The organism is Pyrococcus woesei (assembly GCF_050496105.1).
In the GTDB taxonomy this organism is placed as follows: Archaea; Methanobacteriota_B; Thermococci; order Thermococcales; family Thermococcaceae; genus Pyrococcus; species Pyrococcus furiosus.
On record NZ_CP179867.1, the window covers coordinates 1,169,688 to 1,188,028 of the forward strand.

General features: G+C 39.5%; 25 protein-coding genes and 1 pseudogene. 14 read left to right on the forward strand and 12 right to left on the reverse strand.

The features are described from left to right. Positions 1 to 9 precede the first annotated feature (9 nt). The 10 genes from cas8a2 (ACMFNG_RS06400) (at position 10) to ACMFNG_RS06445 (ending at position 9,807) form a co-directional block, all read left to right on the forward strand. The gene (gene cas8a2, locus ACMFNG_RS06400; protein WP_011011758.1) at positions 10 to 1,158 is read left to right on the forward strand and encodes a type I-A CRISPR-associated protein Cas8a2/Csa4; all 1,149 of its coding nucleotides are present in this window, start codon (positions 10 to 12) and stop codon (positions 1,156 to 1,158) included. After that, entirely contained in the window at positions 1,155 to 2,201 is a 1,047-nt protein-coding gene (gene cas8a2 / locus ACMFNG_RS06405; RefSeq protein WP_011011757.1) for a type I-A CRISPR-associated protein Cas8a2/Csa4, read from the forward strand. The genes cas8a2 (ACMFNG_RS06400) and cas8a2 (ACMFNG_RS06405) overlap by 4 nt, the downstream gene beginning before the upstream one ends. Positions 2,202 to 2,265: 64 nt before the next feature. Next, positions 2,266 to 3,636 carry an ATP-binding protein gene (locus ACMFNG_RS06410; RefSeq protein ID WP_011011756.1) on the forward strand — a complete coding sequence of 457 codons (1,371 nt, stop codon included), beginning with the start codon at positions 2,266 to 2,268 and terminating at the stop codon, positions 3,634 to 3,636. A 92-nt stretch (positions 3,637 to 3,728) separates the two neighbouring features. Beyond that, on the forward strand, positions 3,729 to 5,078 hold the full coding sequence (locus ACMFNG_RS06415) for an ATP-binding protein (protein ID WP_011011755.1): 1,350 nt from the start codon (positions 3,729 to 3,731) through the stop codon (positions 5,076 to 5,078). 92 nt (positions 5,079 to 5,170) lie between these two features. Next, positions 5,171 to 5,872: an IS6-like element ISPfu2 family transposase gene (locus tag ACMFNG_RS06420; protein ID WP_011011181.1), complete on the forward strand. Its 702-nt coding sequence runs from the start codon at positions 5,171 to 5,173 to the stop codon at positions 5,870 to 5,872. A gap of 55 nt (positions 5,873 to 5,927) precedes the next feature. Further along, positions 5,928 to 7,304, forward strand: coding sequence for an ATP-binding protein (locus ACMFNG_RS06425; protein WP_011011754.1), 1,377 nt, complete (start codon positions 5,928 to 5,930; stop codon positions 7,302 to 7,304). Beyond that, complete coding sequence (locus ACMFNG_RS06430) at positions 7,297 to 7,752, forward strand: flavodoxin family protein (protein WP_014835188.1); 456 nt, start codon at positions 7,297 to 7,299, stop codon at positions 7,750 to 7,752. The genes ACMFNG_RS06425 and ACMFNG_RS06430 overlap by 8 nt, the downstream gene beginning before the upstream one ends. 80 nt (positions 7,753 to 7,832) lie before the next feature. Next, positions 7,833 to 8,537: an ATP-binding protein gene (locus tag ACMFNG_RS06435; RefSeq protein ID WP_223209004.1), complete on the forward strand. Its 705-nt coding sequence runs from the start codon at positions 7,833 to 7,835 to the stop codon at positions 8,535 to 8,537. Positions 8,538 to 8,580: 43 nt separating this feature from the next. Further along, positions 8,581 to 9,594, forward strand: coding sequence for a radical SAM protein (locus tag ACMFNG_RS06440; RefSeq protein WP_011011751.1), 1,014 nt, complete (start codon positions 8,581 to 8,583; stop codon positions 9,592 to 9,594). Between the two features lie 33 nt (positions 9,595 to 9,627). Continuing rightward, positions 9,628 to 9,807, forward strand: a complete 180-nt coding sequence (locus tag ACMFNG_RS06445) for a hypothetical protein (RefSeq protein WP_014835185.1) — start codon at positions 9,628 to 9,630, stop codon at positions 9,805 to 9,807. Here the strand turns inward: ACMFNG_RS06445 and ACMFNG_RS06450 are convergent. Genes ACMFNG_RS06450 through ACMFNG_RS06475 form a run of 6 tightly spaced genes read right to left on the reverse strand, consistent with a single transcriptional unit; the run spans position 9,804 to position 12,127 of the window. Then, positions 9,804 to 10,265: a hypothetical protein gene (locus ACMFNG_RS06450; protein ID WP_430515114.1), complete on the reverse strand. Its 462-nt coding sequence runs from the start codon at positions 10,263 to 10,265 to the stop codon at positions 9,804 to 9,806. The two genes, ACMFNG_RS06445 and ACMFNG_RS06450, sit on opposite strands and share 4 nt — an antisense overlap. Next, positions 10,255 to 10,473, reverse strand: a complete 219-nt coding sequence (locus tag ACMFNG_RS06455; RefSeq protein WP_430515115.1) for a hypothetical protein — start codon at positions 10,471 to 10,473, stop codon at positions 10,255 to 10,257. The genes ACMFNG_RS06450 and ACMFNG_RS06455 overlap by 11 nt, the downstream gene beginning before the upstream one ends. Positions 10,474 to 10,478: 5 nt before the next feature. Further along, the gene (locus ACMFNG_RS06460) at positions 10,479 to 10,775 is read right to left on the reverse strand and encodes a DUF3227 domain-containing protein (RefSeq protein ID WP_011011748.1); all 297 of its coding nucleotides are present in this window, start codon (positions 10,773 to 10,775) and stop codon (positions 10,479 to 10,481) included. Then, the gene (locus ACMFNG_RS06465) at positions 10,768 to 11,034 is read right to left on the reverse strand and encodes an RAD55 family ATPase (RefSeq protein WP_353851435.1); all 267 of its coding nucleotides are present in this window, start codon (positions 11,032 to 11,034) and stop codon (positions 10,768 to 10,770) included. The genes ACMFNG_RS06460 and ACMFNG_RS06465 overlap by 8 nt, the downstream gene beginning before the upstream one ends. Further along, the gene (locus ACMFNG_RS06470) at positions 10,983 to 11,339 is read right to left on the reverse strand and encodes an RAD55 family ATPase (RefSeq protein WP_011011746.1); all 357 of its coding nucleotides are present in this window, start codon (positions 11,337 to 11,339) and stop codon (positions 10,983 to 10,985) included. The genes ACMFNG_RS06465 and ACMFNG_RS06470 overlap by 52 nt, the downstream gene beginning before the upstream one ends. Before the next feature lie 8 nt (positions 11,340 to 11,347). After that, positions 11,348 to 12,127, reverse strand: a complete 780-nt coding sequence (locus ACMFNG_RS06475) for an ATPase domain-containing protein (protein ID WP_011011745.1) — start codon at positions 12,125 to 12,127, stop codon at positions 11,348 to 11,350. Positions 12,128 to 12,344: 217 nt separating this feature from the next. Here ACMFNG_RS06475 and ACMFNG_RS06480 point away from each other — a divergent pair. After that, a pseudogene (locus ACMFNG_RS06480) lies at positions 12,345 to 12,806 on the forward strand (DUF1931 family protein). Between the two features lie 288 nt (positions 12,807 to 13,094). Here ACMFNG_RS06480 and ACMFNG_RS06485 read toward each other — a convergent pair. Next, positions 13,095 to 13,796 carry an IS6-like element ISPfu2 family transposase gene (locus ACMFNG_RS06485; protein ID WP_011011181.1) on the reverse strand — a complete coding sequence of 234 codons (702 nt, stop codon included), beginning with the start codon at positions 13,794 to 13,796 and terminating at the stop codon, positions 13,095 to 13,097. Positions 13,797 to 13,993: 197 nt separating this feature from the next. Between ACMFNG_RS06485 and ACMFNG_RS06490 the strand changes: the two genes are divergently transcribed. Then, positions 13,994 to 14,494, forward strand: coding sequence for a hypothetical protein (locus tag ACMFNG_RS06490; RefSeq protein ID WP_011011743.1), 501 nt, complete (start codon positions 13,994 to 13,996; stop codon positions 14,492 to 14,494). Here ACMFNG_RS06490 and ACMFNG_RS06495 read toward each other — a convergent pair whose 3' ends face one another. Next, positions 14,495 to 15,346, reverse strand: a complete 852-nt coding sequence (locus tag ACMFNG_RS06495; protein WP_288072828.1) for a helix-turn-helix transcriptional regulator — start codon at positions 15,344 to 15,346, stop codon at positions 14,495 to 14,497. It lies immediately after the preceding gene. After that, complete coding sequence (locus ACMFNG_RS06500) at positions 15,343 to 15,669, reverse strand: DUF134 domain-containing protein (protein ID WP_011011740.1); 327 nt, start codon at positions 15,667 to 15,669, stop codon at positions 15,343 to 15,345. Before ACMFNG_RS06500 ends, ACMFNG_RS06495 begins: the two co-directional genes overlap by 4 nt. Before the next feature lie 56 nt (positions 15,670 to 15,725). Between ACMFNG_RS06500 and ACMFNG_RS06505 the strand changes: the two genes are divergently transcribed. Beyond that, complete coding sequence (locus ACMFNG_RS06505; protein WP_011011739.1) at positions 15,726 to 16,130, forward strand: PPC domain-containing DNA-binding protein; 405 nt, start codon at positions 15,726 to 15,728, stop codon at positions 16,128 to 16,130. Then, a complete protein-coding gene (gene mobA / locus ACMFNG_RS06510; protein WP_288072832.1) occupies positions 16,124 to 16,714 on the forward strand; it encodes a molybdenum cofactor guanylyltransferase MobA in 591 nt (196 codons plus the stop codon). Before ACMFNG_RS06505 ends, mobA begins: the two co-directional genes overlap by 7 nt. Here the strand turns inward: mobA and hycI are convergent. Genes hycI through hypA form a run of 3 tightly spaced genes read right to left on the reverse strand, consistent with a single transcriptional unit; the run spans position 16,679 to position 18,309 of the window. After that, positions 16,679 to 17,155, reverse strand: a complete 477-nt coding sequence (gene hycI, locus ACMFNG_RS06515) for a hydrogenase maturation peptidase HycI (protein WP_011011737.1) — start codon at positions 17,153 to 17,155, stop codon at positions 16,679 to 16,681. The two genes, mobA and hycI, sit on opposite strands and share 36 nt — an antisense overlap. Before the next feature lie 12 nt (positions 17,156 to 17,167). Next, on the reverse strand, positions 17,168 to 17,893 hold the full coding sequence (locus ACMFNG_RS06520; protein WP_011011736.1) for an Mrp/NBP35 family ATP-binding protein: 726 nt from the start codon (positions 17,891 to 17,893) through the stop codon (positions 17,168 to 17,170). Further along, on the reverse strand, positions 17,890 to 18,309 hold the full coding sequence (gene hypA, locus ACMFNG_RS06525) for a hydrogenase nickel incorporation protein HypA (protein ID WP_011011735.1): 420 nt from the start codon (positions 18,307 to 18,309) through the stop codon (positions 17,890 to 17,892). The genes ACMFNG_RS06520 and hypA overlap by 4 nt, the downstream gene beginning before the upstream one ends. Positions 18,310 to 18,341 lie beyond the last annotated feature (32 nt).

Below are 18,341 nucleotides of genomic sequence, written 5' to 3' on the forward strand. Positions count from 1 at the left end.
GGAAGTTAAATGAAGCTTGTTGTTCCCATGTTTTCTGGTTATTATTCCCGAGTATTAAACACCCACATAATGTACGGTATAGTTGAAAGTGCGCTACGTGCAGGAGTAACAAATCTTCATGTAGTCCCAACTGGGGAGGGATATGAAATACACTCAAGATACCTAGACTGTAGGCTAAAAAACCAGGAAGATTTGGAAGGAGAAGGTTGCAAGCTTCTTCTGGAAGGACTAAGAGATGCTTTAGAGGAAATTATAATGACTCATTATGCTATGGGTTTTCGTTCAAAAAAATTTAACAATGTAATATTAAGTAATACAGTCATCTCTAATGGTGCTTTTATTGATCCTCCCCAAAACGTGCAAAGATACTACCGTGAGCTTGAGGCAATACTAAACAACTTGGATATTAAATCACTAAAAAGCACTAAAAGCCTAATTGATAAAAAGGTATTAAGAGCCCCACAGCAACTAGATCCTACACTTAACCAATGGCTTTCTTTTTATAAACAGGAAGAAGGAATATCCAGGATTACAAATCTTGAGTATGCTTTGGCCTGGGTAGGGTTTTATTATTATTCTTCAGTTCACAAATTTAAGAGGGGTTCTTCACAGATAGTTGAAATAATTCAGTATCCTCCAAATGAAGAAGTTGAAATGTGGGAGCTATTACTAATCAAAGATCTAGCAACTAAAATTGTTCAAGGGAATGACTTCCACTGGAAAATAAGTTCAGAGTATGGTCTGTTAAAAACTCTCCTTTTAACCGAATTGCCACCTTCTACTGAAGAAGTGCCTGGGCTCTCAAAATTTACTGTAGTAATTTATGGACAAGAAAGCCAACAAGGAAAAGGATGGAGAATTTTCCGAACATTGGAGCTCCCCGTAGTCTGGGACTTTATTGGATACTTGAAAGCACGTGCATTTTATGAAACCATGAAATTTGTGAAAATTTTAAACAAATTAGAGAGAACAATTAAAGAAAGCCAAGAAGACATTCTTAGAGAGATTAGCCACCAGTTATATTCTGCTTTGACAAACAGGGACGAAATGGGTTTCTATAGTGCATTCAGAGTATTAAAACGTGCGGGATACCCCCTTGATCCAGAATTAGTGAATGCCATTGCCCAATATCTCTCCGAGAGGGAGGTGATAAGATGAAATTTAACGAATTTAAAACACCTCAAATTGATCCAATTTTTGACCTGTACGTGGCTTATGGGTATGTGGAATCCTTGATAAGAGGAGGTGCCAAAGAAGCCACCCTGATACCCCACGGTGCCTCGTATTTAATTCAAACAGACGTTTCGAATGAGGAATTTCGCCATGGTCTCGTGGATGCCCTAAGCGAAATGTTATCACTCCACATAGCACTGGCAAGGCATTCTCCAAGAGAAGGTGGAAAGCTTGTTAGTGATGCGGACTTTAGTGCAGGAGCAAACATCAACAATGTATATTGGGACAGCGTACCAAGAAACTTGGAAAAGGTGATGAAAGATCTTGAAAAGAAAAGGAGCGTAAAAGGTACCGCAACCATACCCATAACCCTTATGCCTTCAGCGGGCAAGTACATGCTAAAGCACTTTGGGGTCCAGGGAGGTAATCCAATAAAGGTTGACCTGCTTAACTATGCTCTAGCCTGGGTTGGTTTCCACTATTATACGCCATATATAAAATATGCAAAGGGAGATACCACATGGATTCACATATATCAGATTGCGCCTGTAGAAGAAGTTGATATGATCTCAATACTTTCTCTCAAAGACCTCAAGATGCATCTCCCACATTACTATGAGAGTAACTTAGACTTTCTTATCAATCGCAGGCTTGCCCTTTTGTATCACCTCCTCCATAGTGAAAGCTTAGGAGCACTGGAACTCTTCACTGAAAAAGAGTTTGTAATTCACTCATATACCCTTGAAAGATCAGGAAATAATCAAGCAATACGCTCTTTTGAAGAAGAGGAAATTGGAAAGCTCATGGACTTTCTTTGGAAGCTGAAGAGAAGAGACTTCTACCATGCAATAAAATTCATCGACGATTTGCTCAAGAAAGCAACTGAGGGAGCCTTAGCCTTGATTGATGCTATAATGAACGAAAGGTTAGAAGGATTTTATACAGCGCTTAAGCTTGGTAAGAAAGCTGGGGTAGTCTCAAGTCGAGAAATAGTAGCTGCCCTGGAGGATATAATATGTGAACGTTAAGCTTTATCTTTTCCCATAACCATTAGGCGAAGAGTTTAAATAGTTATACATAAAGTATAATACCATGCCAATAACTTTTGTTGACAGGGAGAGTGAACTTAAGTTTCTGGAATCACTCTGGAAAAGAAGAAATTCCTTCGTCCCAGTTTACGGGAGAAGGAGGATTGGAAAGACTCGACTAGTTAAAGAGTTCATAAAGGGAAAGCCCTCCGTTTATTACCTCTCTAGAAATAGCAGTTACAACGATAACCTATATGGATTTTCCCAGGTAGTCCTAGAGGCTTATCCAAGTCCTTACTTAACCCCTAAATCCTTTTCGACTTTTACCGATATCTTTAGATATTTAAGCGAAAAAGGGAAAGTGGTCGTGGTAATTGACGAGTTTCCCTATTTAATCAACTCAGATAAAAGGATTTTGAGCGAGTTCCAGTATATAATAGATGAGATAGTTAGGAATTCAGAGATACATTTAATCTTAGTTGGTTCAAGTATCGGCATGATGGAGGAGCACGTTCTAAGTCAAAAAAGCCCCCTCTATGGGAGGAGAGACGGCCAAATAAGGCTCCACTCCTTGGACTTCTTTAGTTCCTGGAAGCTCTTAGGAGTTAGCTTGGAGGAGGCAATTAAAATATATGGGGTAACAGGAGGAATTCCAGCCTATTTAATTCTCTTTAAAAAGTTCGAAGATCTAAAAAATGTTGCCTTTAGCAAGCAGGGATTTCTTTATGCAGAGGCTGATTTTCTACTTTCCAGCGAGTTAAGGGAGCCAAGAGTTTACAAGTTAATCCTCAAAGCTATAGCGGAAGGGAAGAGAAGATTCAACGAAATAAGCACGTTCACTGGAATCCCCCGCCCAAACCTTTTCAAATACATTGAAGTCCTTGAGAGACTTGGTTTACTTCGCAGGGAAGCCCCAATTACAGCTCCTCCCAAAACCAAAAATACCCGTTACAAGATAGTTGACAACTACATCGCCTTTTACTTCCGATTCATTGAAAAGTATAGACATGAAATAGAACTCGAGAGTATTAACTTTTGGGAGGAGTTCCTTGAAGATTACAACAACTACCTTGGAGAGGTTTTCGAAGATATAGCATGCCAATTTCTTGTAAGGTTAAACAAGAAAAGAATGTTTCCTTTCAGATTTTCAAAAATAGGACGTTGGTGGCATAAGAATGAAGAGATAGACTTAGTAGCTTTAGACAAACGAGAGAAAAGAGCTTCTTTCATTGAAGTGAAGTGGAAGACATTAAAGGAGGGAGAGGCAAGATCAATCCTTAGAGATCTTGAAAGAAAATCCAAGTTAGTTGGATTAGATTATTGGAATAAAAACTACGGATTAATTGCCAAACATATTGAAGGAAAGGAAAATCTAAGAGAAGAAGGCTTTCTAGCCTGGGATTTAAGAGATTTTGAGTTAGTTAAGAAAGAATAATTCCCAAAGACGGCTATTAGAGAAGTCCCAGGTGAGCAACTTAAATCGAAACATACTTATATATAATCATGATTATATATAATGGTGATTAGGTGATATTTATCAATCGTGAAAGGGAAATGAAAATCCTTGAAAAAGAGTGGGAAAATAGGCCTTCCTTTGTTGTTCTCTACGGAAGGAGAAGAGTTGGAAAAACTCGCCTTCTAAGAGAATTTTCAAAGGCTAAAAAGACTTTCTTCTTTGTATTCCCTGAGGCTATAAAGGAAATTCAAATGAGAGAGTTTAAGGATGCAATGGCAGATTTTCTTGGGGATGAATTCATTAGAAAGTTAAAAACAGATAACTGGTTTGATCTTCTAAAATATTTGGCTGAAGAAGTCGATGATTGTCTTATAGTCCTCGATGAATTCACGTATGCTGTAAAGTCAGACAGAAAAATATTAAGTGACCTTCAAAGAGTATGGGATATTATTCTAAGCGAGAAAAAAGTCATGCTTGTACTTTCTGCTCCACTCCTTGGCATGATGTGGGACGAGGTGCTTAGCCATGCCTCACCACTCTATGGAAGGAGAACAAGAAGCATGCACCTTAAACCCCTCAACTATCCCGATGCCTTGAACTTCTTTTCGGACTGGGAATTTGGAATAAGGGCATATATGCTCGTTGGTGGAATTCCTTCATACTTAAAGCTTGCAAGTCGCTACAACACCATTGAAGACTTCCTAAGAGAGGAGTTCCTGAGCGATTATGGGTTCTTCTACGATGAACCCTATGTTCTCCTTAGTGAAGAGCTCAGAGAGCTAAGGACATACTTCTCGATACTTATTGCAATAGCAGAGGGCAATAGAAGGCTTGAGAGAATCGCGAACTTCGTTGGTTTACCAGCGAGGAGTATTTATCCCTATGTTGAAACTTTGATGAGATTGGGCTTTATCGAGAAAGAAAGTCCGATTTTGGGAAGCAGGAAAGTGAGCCTTTACCGCATTAAGGATCCAATGCTCCTTACTTGGCTTACTTTAACATATCCTCAGATGGCCGAAATAAGCTCTGGGACAGCAAAGCTTGACAAGCTTTACAGGGTTTATTCTATCCGCTTTGAGGAACTTGCTAAGGAGTTCCTAACATTATTTCGCCCAATAGAGTTCAAAACCCTGGGAAGATGGTGGTATAGGGGAGAGGAAATAGATATCGTGGCAATTGATGAGGATATAGCAAATCTTATTGAGGTAAAATGGATGGATTTAAGGAAAAAGGAAGCCCTAAGAGTTCTTCAAGAGCTTGAGGAGAAAGCTAAAAAAGTTAACTTTAGTGGAAAAATTAATCTGGGCATCGTAGCGAGAAATGTGGAGAAAAAAGAGGAACTCAGAAAGGAAGGTTACTTGGTGTGGGATTTGGAAGATATTTTGGAAGCTGCCGGAAACAGTGAACGTGAAAAGTTATAATGCTAAGCGATTCGAAATCGATACTGTTAGGATAAGCGGTAGGGCGTTAGGTTTAAGTTTCTGATAATTTTTCAGAAAAAGAAGGGAGAGAAATGAAGGCTGAGAGCATTCTATACTCACTGATTTCAGTCTTAAAACCTTTTCGCCGCAACAAAATCCCACCAGAAAAGAAAATCAGAGCAGTAGAACTATACCTGCGAGGCCTCAGCTACAGACAAGTCGGAAAAATCCTCAAAATCAGCCACACAACAGTCTGGGAGGCAGTTCAAAAACTAGCAGAAGCAGTTTACCAGCCAACACTCCTCGCAGTAAGAAAACAGAGGAATTTTATCGCAGTTGATGAGACTGTCGTAAAAATCAACGGGGAGAAGAGATTTCTCTGGGCTGCACTTGACGTTGAGAGCAGGGAAGTTCTCGCAGTCTGGATTACAACAACCAGAAACTGGTGGATTGCTAGAGACTTCATTCTGGTTGTTTTGAAATCCTGCAAAGGACAGCCTGTTTTTCTGGTTGATGGTGGGAAGTGGTACAAGTCTGCTTTTAAATCCCTTGGACTGGATTTTGTTCACGTAACCTTCGGGCCGAGGAACTGTATTGAACGCTGGTTCAGGACTTTAAAAGAAAGAACAAAGCGTTTCTGGAATAATTTCAGGGCTAGAGACTGGAGGAGGGTTCACAGGTTTGTTTTTCTGTTTGCGTTCTGGTATAATTTTGTTAGGTTTCATTCTCGGTTTGGTTGTCCGCCTGGTGATGTGACTGAGTGGCTTCAAGAGGTGATGCCCCAGTTATCCTGACAGTATCTCGAAATCGACGGTAAAACTTATTAATTAACAAAACATACTCATGAGTATGATACTCACGAGTAAGTTTGTGAATAGGGAGAGGGAGTTAAACTTCCTAAGAGATCATTATCATTCTGGAAAGGCCGAGCTGATAGTTATTTACGGCCGAAGAAGGATTGGAAAAACATATCTCCTACGGAAATTTCTTGAGGAAACTAATGGAATATACCTCCTTGCAGAAGAGAACGAGACGAACTTGGAAGATTTCTCCTTAAGATTGACAGACTACTTCAAGGATCCCTTTTTGAAAGAAAATCCCATTAGAACTTGGAAAGCTTTCTTCACGTATCTAGCTGGAAAAAGTAACAAAAGATTGGTTGTGGTCATAGATGAAGTTCAGTATCTTGTTAGAGCTGAGAAAGGATTCCTCAGCACCCTTCAAAAGTACTGGGATCTATACTTGTCCTCAACAAAGATAATGCTCATACTCTGTGGTTCACTTGTTTCCTTTATGGAGGGCATTCTTTCCGGAAAATCCCCAATATACGGAAGAAGAACGGGAACTTGGAAGGTAGAAGAAATGTCATTTTTTGACGTGCTAAAGTTTCATCCAATTGATATAGAGACAGCTATAAGAATATACAGTGTTTTTGGTGGGGTTCCACAGTATTGGGCAGACTATGATCCCGGGAAAGATTTCTGGGAAAATGTAAAGGATCTAGTCCTATCCAAAGGTGCGAAATACTATGATGAACCTAAGTATCTCCTTAAAGAAGAGCTAAGAGATGTCTCAAGGTACTTCTCAATATTAAGGGCAATAGCACTTGGCTACTCACGTTTTGGTCAGATAGCAGACGCAGCAAGGATCGAAACAAAAAGTCTCGGAAAATACCTCAATGTTTTGGAGGAAATGGGATACGTAAGGGAGGAGAAACCAATTGTTGGAAGAGGTAAAACATTGTATAGGATAAATGACTACTTTTTCAATTTCTGGTTCCGCTTCGTCTTTCCCAGGAGAAGTGAGATAGAAATGGGGCTTGATGTTATTGAGGAGATAAAGAGGGAATTCAACGACTATCTTGGCCCTGTGTTTGAAGAGATATCCCGTCAGTTTCTTATAGAAATGAACAAAAGAAAAAAGCTCCCATTTAGGTTTACTAAGATTGGTAAGTGGTGGTACAAGAGAGAAGAGATCGACTTAGTTGCTTTGAAGGAAGAAGAGAAGAAAGCCCTCTTTATAGAAGTAAAGTGGAAAAATCTTGAGAGAAAAGAGGCCTATAGAATATTAAAAGACTTAAAAAGAAAAGCAGAACTCACTGGATTGCATGATTGGAACAAGAGATATGGAATAATAGCAAAAAGCATCATAGAAAAAGAGAAGTTGAGGGAAAAAGGTTTTTTAGCCTGGGATCTAAAAGATTTTGTGGGGAACCAGAATGGATAGCATAATCGTTTATGTTTCCATCCACCACAAAAACACAGAAAAGGTAGCTAAGGTTATTGCAGAGGTTCTAAATGCAAGACTAGTTAAACCTTGGGAAATAAAACCAGAAGAACTCCTAAAATATGATTTAATAGGCTTTGGTTCTGGAATTTACTATTGGAAACATCATAGAGCCCTCTTTGAGCTTATCAACAAACTTCCGAAAGTAGAAGGAAAAAAGGCATTTATATTTTCAACCGCGGGGCTAAATATACCTTTCATCAATCACAGGAAGCTCAGAAAAGTTTTAAGGGAGAAAGGATTTGAAATAGTAGGAGAATTTTCTTGCAGAGGTTGGGATACGAACGGTTGGTTAGCAGAGATAGGCGGATTAAACAAGGGGCATCCTAACGAAAAAGACTTAGAAAATGCTAGAAAATTCGCGGAGAACTTGAAGGCTTCTATATAACTTAGCGTTTTATACCCTCTTGGGTGGGATTCCTGCCTATCTCGCTCTTGCATCTCGTTATAAAACTGTTGAAGAATTCGTTGAGGAAGAGTTCCCGAGAACTGAAGGATAATTTTTATGATGAGCCTTACATAGTTCTCTCCGAGCTTAGGGAATTAAAAACATACTTTTCAATCCTCTCGGCAATAGCTGCTGGAAAGAGAAAACCTTCAGAGATGGCAAACGAAGTTGATCTAGAGGGAAGGAAAATACACTCCTACATTGAAACGCTAATACGGCTCGGATTTGTGGAGAGGGATCTTCTAGTTGCAAGAAAGGAAAAACGATGGCTTTACATAATTTCTGACCCAATGCTCATGAGTTGGTTCTCGTTGGTCTACCCCAAGAGAACGGAGATAGAGATAGGAGCTATGACAATTGATGATGTTAAAGAGATCCTCCAGAGGATCTTCTCCTTTCGCTTTGAGCAAGTCTCGAGAGAATTTCTCATTGAACTAAACAGAAAAGGGAATTTACCCTTCCGATTTACTAAAATTGGAAGATGGTGGCACAAGGAAGAGGAAATTGATATCGTAGCTTTGAATGAAAAGGAAAAGAAATCCCTCCTTATAGAAATCAAGTGGAAGGAATTAAAGGAGAGAGAAATAAAGGGGATTTTAAATGATTTAGAGCTAGAAGGATGGGACAAAATTTATGGAGTAATTGCAAAGAAAGTTCAAAAGAAAGAGAATCTCTGGGAAAGGGGTTTCCTAATCTGGGATTTGGAAGATTTAGACGTTTTATGAGCAATTGGCAACGTATAAATACTCAATCACACTATATTAGCTTGTGAAGTGCAAAATCTGTGGATATGAGAGTGAAGAAATTTCCGCATCTATAGGAGTTTGTGTGAATTGTCTCAGGAGGGGACGTACAGAGATAGCTTTGAATACCCACAGAGAATGGAGGAAAAAACTTGGCCTTCCTATGGAAGTTCCCAGGGGAGGAGTTAAATGTAAGCTGTGCGTAAACGAGTGCGAAGTTATTGACAAAGGTTACTGTGGCGTTATTGTGAACGACAACGGAAAGTTGGTCCCTAAAATTGGTGTTACATACTACTATGATCCCCATCCCACAAACTGCGTCGCTGAACCTGTTTGTCCTGAAAGAACGAACATAGGCCACTATAACCTCGCTGTCTTCTTCCATGGGTGCAACCTAGACTGTCTCTTCTGCCAAAACATTGAACATAAAACCATCAAAGGTTGGGAAATTGGTATTGAGGAGCTCGTTAGAGCGGTTTTAAATCCAAAGGTCACTTGTATTTGTTACTTTGGTGGTGACCCAGCTCCTTTCTCTCCTTATGCAATAAGAGTTGCCCAAGAAATCTTGAAGAAAAAGAAGATAAGAATTTGCTGGGAAACAAATGGACTCGAGAATCCCAGGATTATGAGGAGAATAGCAAGGCTTTCAGAGGAGAGTGGAGGGATAGTGAAGATAGATTGGAAAGCTTATTCTCCAGAGGTTTACGAAGCTCTCACGGGGATAAACGGTAAAAAGGCCGTGGAAAGAATAAAAGAAAACATAAGAGTTGTCATTGAAGAGGGGGCAATGCTTGTTGTTAGCACTCTTGTAGTCCCTCACTACATCGATGAGAGGGAAGTTAATGGGATAACAAAATTTCTGGCTTCAATAAGCGATGAGATACCCTACGTTCTCTTGGCCTTTCATCCACATCATCTAATGAGCGATATTCCCACTACCTCCTGGGAACAGATGAATAGGCTCGTTGAGGTGGCTAGGAAAAACGGGCTTAAGAACGTGTTTGTGGGGAACTATTGGCTTTTGAGAGTAAAAGCTTAAACGGTTTTAGCGTCATTTTATTTGGTGATTTACGTGGAAGAAAAAAGGCATCTTAAGTGTCCGCTTTGTGGAGGGACGAGCTTTAGAGTGGAGGAGGGAAAACTAGACAGCAAATGGGGCTTTACGGCTCACAATGTCAAAATAGTGATCTGCGAAAATTGTGGATACATTATGCTGTTCTATAAGGGCAGGACAATATGGGATTTTGATTAGACTGCAGGCAAAAATCTAAGTTCAGGATAAACGGTGTAGTACCAAGACTTTAGGTTGTACTCAAGAAATATGCTCCTAATAACGGTAAGCTTTCTCTTAATCTCATTTTTTCCGACTTCTATTCCGAAGTTAAATAGATTGAGGGCAAAGCTGTTGACTATTTCCGTAACGTTTTCTGGGAATGCCTTGAAGTTGAAAGTTATGAGTATGTTGTTTTTCTCTCCTCTTCCCAAAATTCTAATAAGGGCTGGGAGAACTGTTATGAGCTCTTTTGGATATTTCACTCCAAAAATGTCAAGCCCTAAAACGAGGAATAATGTGTTATCTTTTACTCCCAAGTTAGACTTAATCTTTCCAATAATGATCTCTGGATCCTTTGTTTTAATAAGAACTTCTTGGCCTAGCACATCCTCAAAGTAGGAGAGAACAGAAAATACCTTAGCATCTTTAAAAAACATCTCTTGCGTCCTTGTATATTGACTCTAGATATTTCAGTATTGAAGCATATGCGTCGGTAAATGAGATTACTATGAACCCTTTATACTCACTTTTCAGCCGTTTTACCACGTGATAAAGCACGCTTTCAAATTCACTTCCTATTTCATGGTTAAAAATCGTTGGAGTAACTACCTTAGACGATTCTATTATTATGTCCAATGGATTCATGCTATTCACCCATAAATTTTCTTTATCTCTTCCACGAGTTCCTCTAAAGAGTTAACTTCTACCTGCTTTCCAAGATAACTTTGAAGCTTGCTTATGATAACCATTTCCAGTAATCTTGCGCTGTACTCTCCAAAGAGCTTTGAAACTGCTTCTTTGAATTTTTGAGGGTCTTCATATGCTACTTCAATTCCTTTATTAAGGGTAGCATTTAAATGGGCCTCCAAAACAGCTTCCAGCCCAGGAGCAACTTCTTTAAGGGCGGAAATAATTGTTTTCGTCAATATATCTTTCCCATTACTCATAAATCTCAACCCCCTTACTTGTTATTTCATACCTGTAGATTTTTCTTGAATGATTTGAGCCTCTCGCCTTTATGATTGCAAGCCTTTTCTCTATCTTCCCGTTTTCTATCTCATATCTTAGTCCTATTATCACATCAACAAGGGTGCTAGCTTTTGTAAATGGAACTACATCAAATTTTGTTTCCTCGTTCAGTGTGAAGTATGTTGTTATCTCCTTTCTTTGGTGAGAAGTTGCAGGTACCTTAGCATTTTTGCTAATTCCTTTTCGTCTGTGTGCTGTTTTAAGGCAGTTAGACTATCTATTATTAGGGCTTCAGGTTGGAATTCTTCCACTATCTCCTTAATTTTTATATAGGTGTGCACTGGTGTTTTACTTTCTGGTACCCAAGAGAAAATCTCTAAATCTTTCCCCAAAACTTCATCTATAGGTATGTTGTAATTTCTAGCTGATCTTACTATCTGACCAATTGGCTCTTCAAAAGTTATGTAAACTACCTTCCTTCCCTGAAGTGCATTTGCTATGGCAAAGTGTAGGGCAAACGTAGTTTTTCCAGTTCCAGTCATGCCGACAATTAGAACATTTGATCCCTTGTATATCCCCCATCTAGCATTTTATCGAGCTTTTCTATTCCCGTTGTTATCTTTTCGAGTGTGTATTCCCCCTTATCTCTTACGAGATCTGGAAGTTCCAGGAACTCAATCCCATTCTTAGTTATCACATACTCATATTCTGCTCTCTCAACACTTCTTCTTCTCATCTTTGGGATTTCCATTACCCTTCTTGTAATCTCTCCAAGTGATTTATACTTGAGAATTATTACCCCATCAACAACGAATTCTTCCACTCCATGCCCTATTGTTTTGCTTCCCATAGGCTTTTCAGCAATTAGGAGTGCTGTGGCATTGTAAGCTTTTATAAATCTTCCAAGCATTGTGTGGAGAAACACTCTTGTCTTTTCAAGTCCCAAAATTTGTGCAAAGACGCTTATGGAGTCAATTACAACCCTTTTAGGTTGGAAGCTTGAAATTTCGCTCATCAAAAATTGTATTTCTTTTTCTATTGCTCCCCTACTTACAGTTACAAGATCAATGAATCTGAAAAGTCCTTTCTTTTCAAGCTCCTCAAAATCCATTCCCAGTTGTTTCATTGCCTCATAGAATTCTCTCTTTGTTTCTGCCAGTGAAATGTATACCCCTTTTTCTCCAAACTTCTTTGCGCCATTATATAGGTATGTTGCAGAAAATATAGTCTTCCCAGCTCCCGGCTCTCCTGCAACTAAAATTAGTGATCCATCGGGAAAACCATCTTTAAGAATGAAATTGTCAAAGTATTCGATTCCAGTCTTACCCATTTTATTCCCCTCTTCTTTTTATATGCTTTTATGACATATTTAAAGTTTTTTAGTTAGTTAGGAAATAAAAAACACGAGAGCTGTTATTTTGGCCAAATCTTAAATAATAGATTGATATTATACATAGTCATTAATAATTATGCCTAAATACGAAACCTTGAACATCGAAAATTTTATATACTTTTTGTTACTAAAAATATCTGGGAGGTGAGGAGAAATGGCAGAGATGGTTATTCCATATCCTCACCTCCAAAGGATACTGGAAAAAACATGTGAACTAGCAGTAACAAAGCCAATGGCCGAAAGGATGATGGAGATTGTAGAGAGGAAGCTTGCAGATCTTTTTGAGGTTGCATATGAGAATGCTACAGCAGAGAACTCATAAACAATAAAGATGAGACATATTCCAATAACAAAGGGATTTAGGAGTAGCATGAATCTCTTTAGAGCCGTAATAGAGGACGAGAACATTAAGATAGAACCAATTCTGGATTATGTGCTCAGAAAGATTCCAGCAGATAAACCTCTGGAGGAAGAGGTTATAAACGAGCTTCCAATAATTACTGGAACACTTTTCGTGCTTATTGGAAGGGTAATAAAGGCTCTCCATCCAGAGGTTAGGAACGTTTATCCAGAGCATATTGAAGAAGCAGAGAAAGTACTTGATTACACACTATGAAGGTAATAATCTTCGATTTTTTACCATTTGTAATTCTATTTGCAATTTTATTGATATAATTTTGCATTTTTTATTCTAATATGTTTAATAAAATTTTTATTTGTTAAATTACAAAATGTAAAATTTTGTTGTATTTAAATATAAACAATTTCCTATAGTAAAAAATCTGAGTCTCAACATAGTTCGACTACAAGAAAATATATCTGCTAAAATCCAATTACAAGGTTATAAGGAAAGTAAAAACGCCTAAAAAGCTTTTTGAGCTTTTTGTTTTGTCATCTGATACTGTCAGGATAACTGGGGCATCACCTCTTGAAGCCACTCAGTCACATCACCAGGCGGACAACCAAACCGAGAATGAAACCTAACAAAATTATACCAGAACGCAAACAGAAAAACAAACCTGTGAACCCTCCTCCAGTCTCTAGCCCTGAAATTATTCCAGAAACGCTTTGTTCTTTCTTTTAAAGTCCTGAACCAGCGTTCAATACAGTTCCTCGGCCCGAAGGTTACGTGAACAAAATCCAGTCCAAGGGATTTAAAAGCAGACTTGTACCACTTCCCACCATCAACCAGAAAAACAGGCTGTCCTTTGCAGGATTTCAAAACAACCAGAATGAAGTCTCTAGCAATCCACCAGTTTCTGGTTGTTGTAATCCAGACTGCGAGAACTTCCCTGCTCTCAACGTCAAGTGCAGCCCAGAGAAATCTCTTCTCCCCGTTGATTTTTACGACAGTCTCATCAACTGCGATAAAATTCCTCTGTTTTCTTACTGCGAGGAGTGTTGGCTGGTAAACTGCTTCTGCTAGTTTTTGAACTGCCTCCCAGACTGTTGTGTGGCTGATTTTGAGGATTTTTCCGACTTGTCTGTAGCTGAGGCCTCGCAGGTATAGTTCTACTGCTCTGATTTTCTTTTCTGGTGGGATTTTGTTGCGGCGAAAAGGTTTTAAGACTGAAATCAGTGAGTATAGAATGCTCTCAGCCTTCATTTCTCTCCCTTCTTTTTCTGAAAAATTATCAGAAACTTAAACCTAACGCCCTACCGCTTATCCTAACAGTATCTGTCATCTAACTAAGATCATAGTCAAAAGTAGTTAATTTTCCAATATAAGGATATATGAAATTCGTTTTAAAATAAAGATAAAACTATTTAAAAGAGAACATTTTTCCATAGCGTGGTGATACAATGGGAGCCGCAGAAAGAATAGCATTTGCAGTTCTTTCAATTTTGATAGTTCTAGTTGCTCCATTTGTTAGGGTCTCAAGTGAATACTATGATGAGACAGTAACAACAACGTACTCTATAATAAATACTATTGGAGTTTTTGTGGTTTTTGGGGATCAAATTACTTCATATGACATAGGAGACCTCTATTCAGAGCTCAGAGACGCAGAAGAAGCAAAAAACCTACCAGTTTCGGTAAACCTCTTAGCATACTTTCTCCTCCTACTCATAGGGTCATTCTTCCTAATTCCCTGGGGGACAATAGTGGCGTTCTTTTCCAGGGCAGGATTTGGAATGATAATTGGGGGTCTACTGTCATTTCTACTGATTTTACGAGCATTCTATGATACTCCCTTCTCGGTGCAGCCAGATATTGGGTACTTCCTCCTCTGGATCGTCGCCATACTTGGACTGATATTTGGAAAGAGCAGAAAGGACACTACACATACAAAGAAGAAGTAACTACTCTTCTTTTATTTTATAATTTAGCTTTGCCCACGTTTCATTATTTACTTTTTCGAGCGTCACAATTCCCATCTTCTCTAGTCTTTTTAGCAGCCTCCAAGCTGTAGTCCTTGGCAACCCTAAATCATTCCTTATTTCGGCCTGTTTTGCCCTTCCTCCTCTGTCGGAGAGGTATAGAATTACGCTCTTCTCATCCTCATTAAGATTGAATTTCTCGGAAAGTTCCTCAATAGATATCTCGCCTGTGGCTATGGTCTTTACGCGCTTTTTCTTACTAAATAAAATTGGTGATGCTCCTATTGCAACTCCACCTACAAAGGCCAACAAGACACTTCCCCAATTTGTTTCCGTCACAACCTGGGTGTTAGTTTCAGTTATCGTAATGACTTCCTCTTTGTGAGGAAATACGTAGTTTATATACTGTTCTCCAGGGGGCATCTTTATGGAATTCTCGCTTATGCTGAGTGGTATTCCAGACAACCCGACTATCACTGAATCTTCTGGAAGTATTACCTCTGCAGAATAATTGAATGGAAGGTGCACAGTCCAGACTCTACCCTCTTTTGACGTTAGTTCCGGAGTTAAAAACTCCACCTCGAGAGTTCCATTGGTGGTTGGGTAAACAACGAACTCACCATCCTCTAAAAAAAGTGGCACTTCTTTTCCATTAAGCTTGACACTTAATTCTGAGAATTCATACACTGGAAGGGGAATTACAAATCTCCCAGGAGTTACATTCATCACTATCTTAACTAAACAATATCCGTCATCGTATACAACAACTTTAACCTTTTGAGCTGAGACTACTGGTAATAAGAGGAGTAAAAGCAAAATTATTGCCTTCTTCATTCTTCATCACTCTTTATAACTTCATTTCCTTGGGGTAAGATTATGAGCTCTCTGCCCTCCACTAGCATTTGGGCAACCTTCTTTCTTGCAGATGTTAACGCCCTCCATATCGTTCCTCTTGAAACTCCCATTCTTTTACCTGCCTCTTCCTGGGTTAGTCCTTCATAGTCCACCAACCTCAATGCCTCGAACTCTTCATACGTCATTATTATAGGGGGTTTTGGAGGGCCAAACCTAGGAAGTGCTGGGTAAAAGTGCCTTGCATAGGGTATGAATTCTATCATTCTCATCTTTCTTCTTCTACCTCTTCCCCACCTGGGCATCGCTATCAATAGGAAATTTTAAAGGCCAACTTTTATAGCTTTTTATGGTGGTTTAAATGCTCGTTCCTGGAAGAGTTTATCTTTTCAGAATTCCAGAAGGGAAGGAAATAATTGAGTTTTTGAGGGAGTTTGCAGAGAAAGAAAACATCAAGGTGGGAATAATAAGCGCCATTGGAACGTTGAGGAATCCAGTTATAGGATATTTTATGGAAGAAGAAAAGAAGTACAAGGAGATATCTTTAACCGGAACCTATGAACTGCTTTCCCTCTCTGGAAACATAAGCTTAAAGGACGGAAAGCCCTTTGTTCATGCCCACGTAGTTCTTGGAGATTCTGAAGGAAGGGCTTTCGGAGGGCATTTAGTTAGAGGAGAAGTCTTCGTTGCTGAGGTCTTTGTTCAAGAGCTTGAGGGGGAAACTCTGGAAAGAAAACCAACTGAGCATGGGCTAGCCCTATGGTAATAGGTGCGGTGTTAGCTGGAGGAATCAGCAAAAGATTTGGTGAGGATAAGCTAACTTATAGGGTTGGGGGAAAACCACTAATACTTTACACCATAGAGGCCCTTGAATCAGCTAGCAAGATAGAGAAAATTGTCGTCATTGCATCTCCATTTAATTGGCAAAAATTCAGAGAGTTGGGGTTGGAGGTTATTGTAGATGACCTAATGGTTGGCCCACTTGGGGGAATATACCTTGCTCTAAGCCTAGGAGATTCCTTTGTCGTGGGAGGGGATATGCCACTTTTAGTTCCGGAGTTTATAGATTATCTTGTGGCTAAGTTTGAAGAGGCTAAAAAATTGGCCTGTGTTCCCAGGTGGCCAAATGGATACCTTGAGCCCCTCCATGCAGTGTACTCTCGCTCACTTAGAGAAATAATTGAAGGATATATTGAAAGAGGAGAATATAAAGTTGGCAATGTTATTGAAAGCTCAAATCCTTGCTACATTCCAGTGGAATCTTTGCCAGAAAGGTGGAAATGGGCGTTCTTCAATATAAATAAGAAAGAGGACCTAAGAAAGCTCAAGACTTTCATAAAGGAATTTTAATAAGACTTCCGCAACGGCTTTTACTTCTTCGCTCATATCTTCAAAAAGCCCAATGTTCTTTGGCTGGCATCCTATTAAGATTGTCTTGGCATTTGTATTAGCTTTGAGATAAGTGGCCAAAAACTTGAGGGGAAGACTGTGGGTGGAAACTCCGGCCCCTTCAGTATTTTCTGGATCTGTAATTATTATTTCTCCAGGCTTTCCTCCGAAGTTTACTGCGTCTATAAAAATGATTAAATCAGGGTGAAAGTTTAGTATCTTCCCTGTGTAGTTCTCTGGAACCTCTCCACAGTTGAGGACTAGAATGTTTGCCTTCTTTATAACTCTCTTTAATTTTTCTGCAATATAAACCCCGAAGCTGTCGTCTCCCCTGATGTCATTCCCTATTCCACATATTACAATTCTCTTAGCATTTTTTAGAGCTTCTCTCAGCTCTTCCATAGCTTGCACCAGTCAAATCTTTTTAGCTATTCCTCTAATTTTCTCGGCAAACTCTGTGGCTAAAAGTTCATTAACATTTCCAACTTTACTCTCTAGATCCCTGTACAGAGGTATTCCTCCAAGATACCTAATCCCATATTCCTGGGCAATTCTCATAACATCTTCCTCTTCATCCAGCTTCATATTCTCAACTATTCCAAGTATCTGATGCTTCTCTTCTTTTAGCAACTCTATAAGCTTCCTAACAACATTAAGAGAGAGCTTTGACGGAGTTGCGACTATCAAGAATTCTCCCCTCTTGAAGTACTTTAAAACGTCTAAGAACTGATCTCCCATCCCAGGGGGCATGTCAACAACTAAAAAGTCGAGCTCATCCCACCTGGTTATTGTTAGTAGCTCTATTAGGGCGTCGCTAATCTCCTTTCCTCTTAAAGGAGTTGGCCTGTCCTCGGTGTAATACGCTATTGTCATGAACTTTATTCCGTGAACCGTTGGGGGAATAACTCCTTTGTCTTCCTCGGGAAGTTCTTTGGGTTCAAATCCCAGGATGACGTGGTCACTTGCTCCATGGAAATCCAAGTCGAGAAGTCCAACTTTGTATTTTTGTTCTGATAGAACTAGGGCAAGAGTTGTGGAGATTAGGGATTTTCCTACTCCTCCCTTCCCACTTACAACTGGGATTATTCTTTTTACTCCCTCAAGCTTCGCTGAAATTGCGAGTTCTCTGGGATCTATCATTCTTCTCCCTCCTTCTCGATCATTATTCCAGAAATGTAAACTCCCCTTCCCTTCACCACTTCAAAATCATGGCTTCCACATTTTGGACAGGATAGAAATGCATGAACGACCTCTGGAATAAAGTGGATGTCCTCTCTTATCCTCTCATCCAACTTATCTTTGACTTCCTTAAGCTTCCATACATGCCCGCAGTTGCGGCACTTAAAGACGGCCTCTTCCTCTTCGAATATTATCTCTGCCCCTTCCGCTATTGTTCCCCTGAAGAGCTCTTCCATGGCAAACTTTACTATATCCTCCCCAACATCTTGGAGTTCTCCGAGGACTACCTTGACGGCCTTTACCCTACTTGCACCCTCCTTTTGAGCGTAATCTAAAACAGTCCTTACTATTGCATCTGCCAACGCCCATTCGTGCATTATTCTTCCCCACTATCCCCTTACTTCTAGAC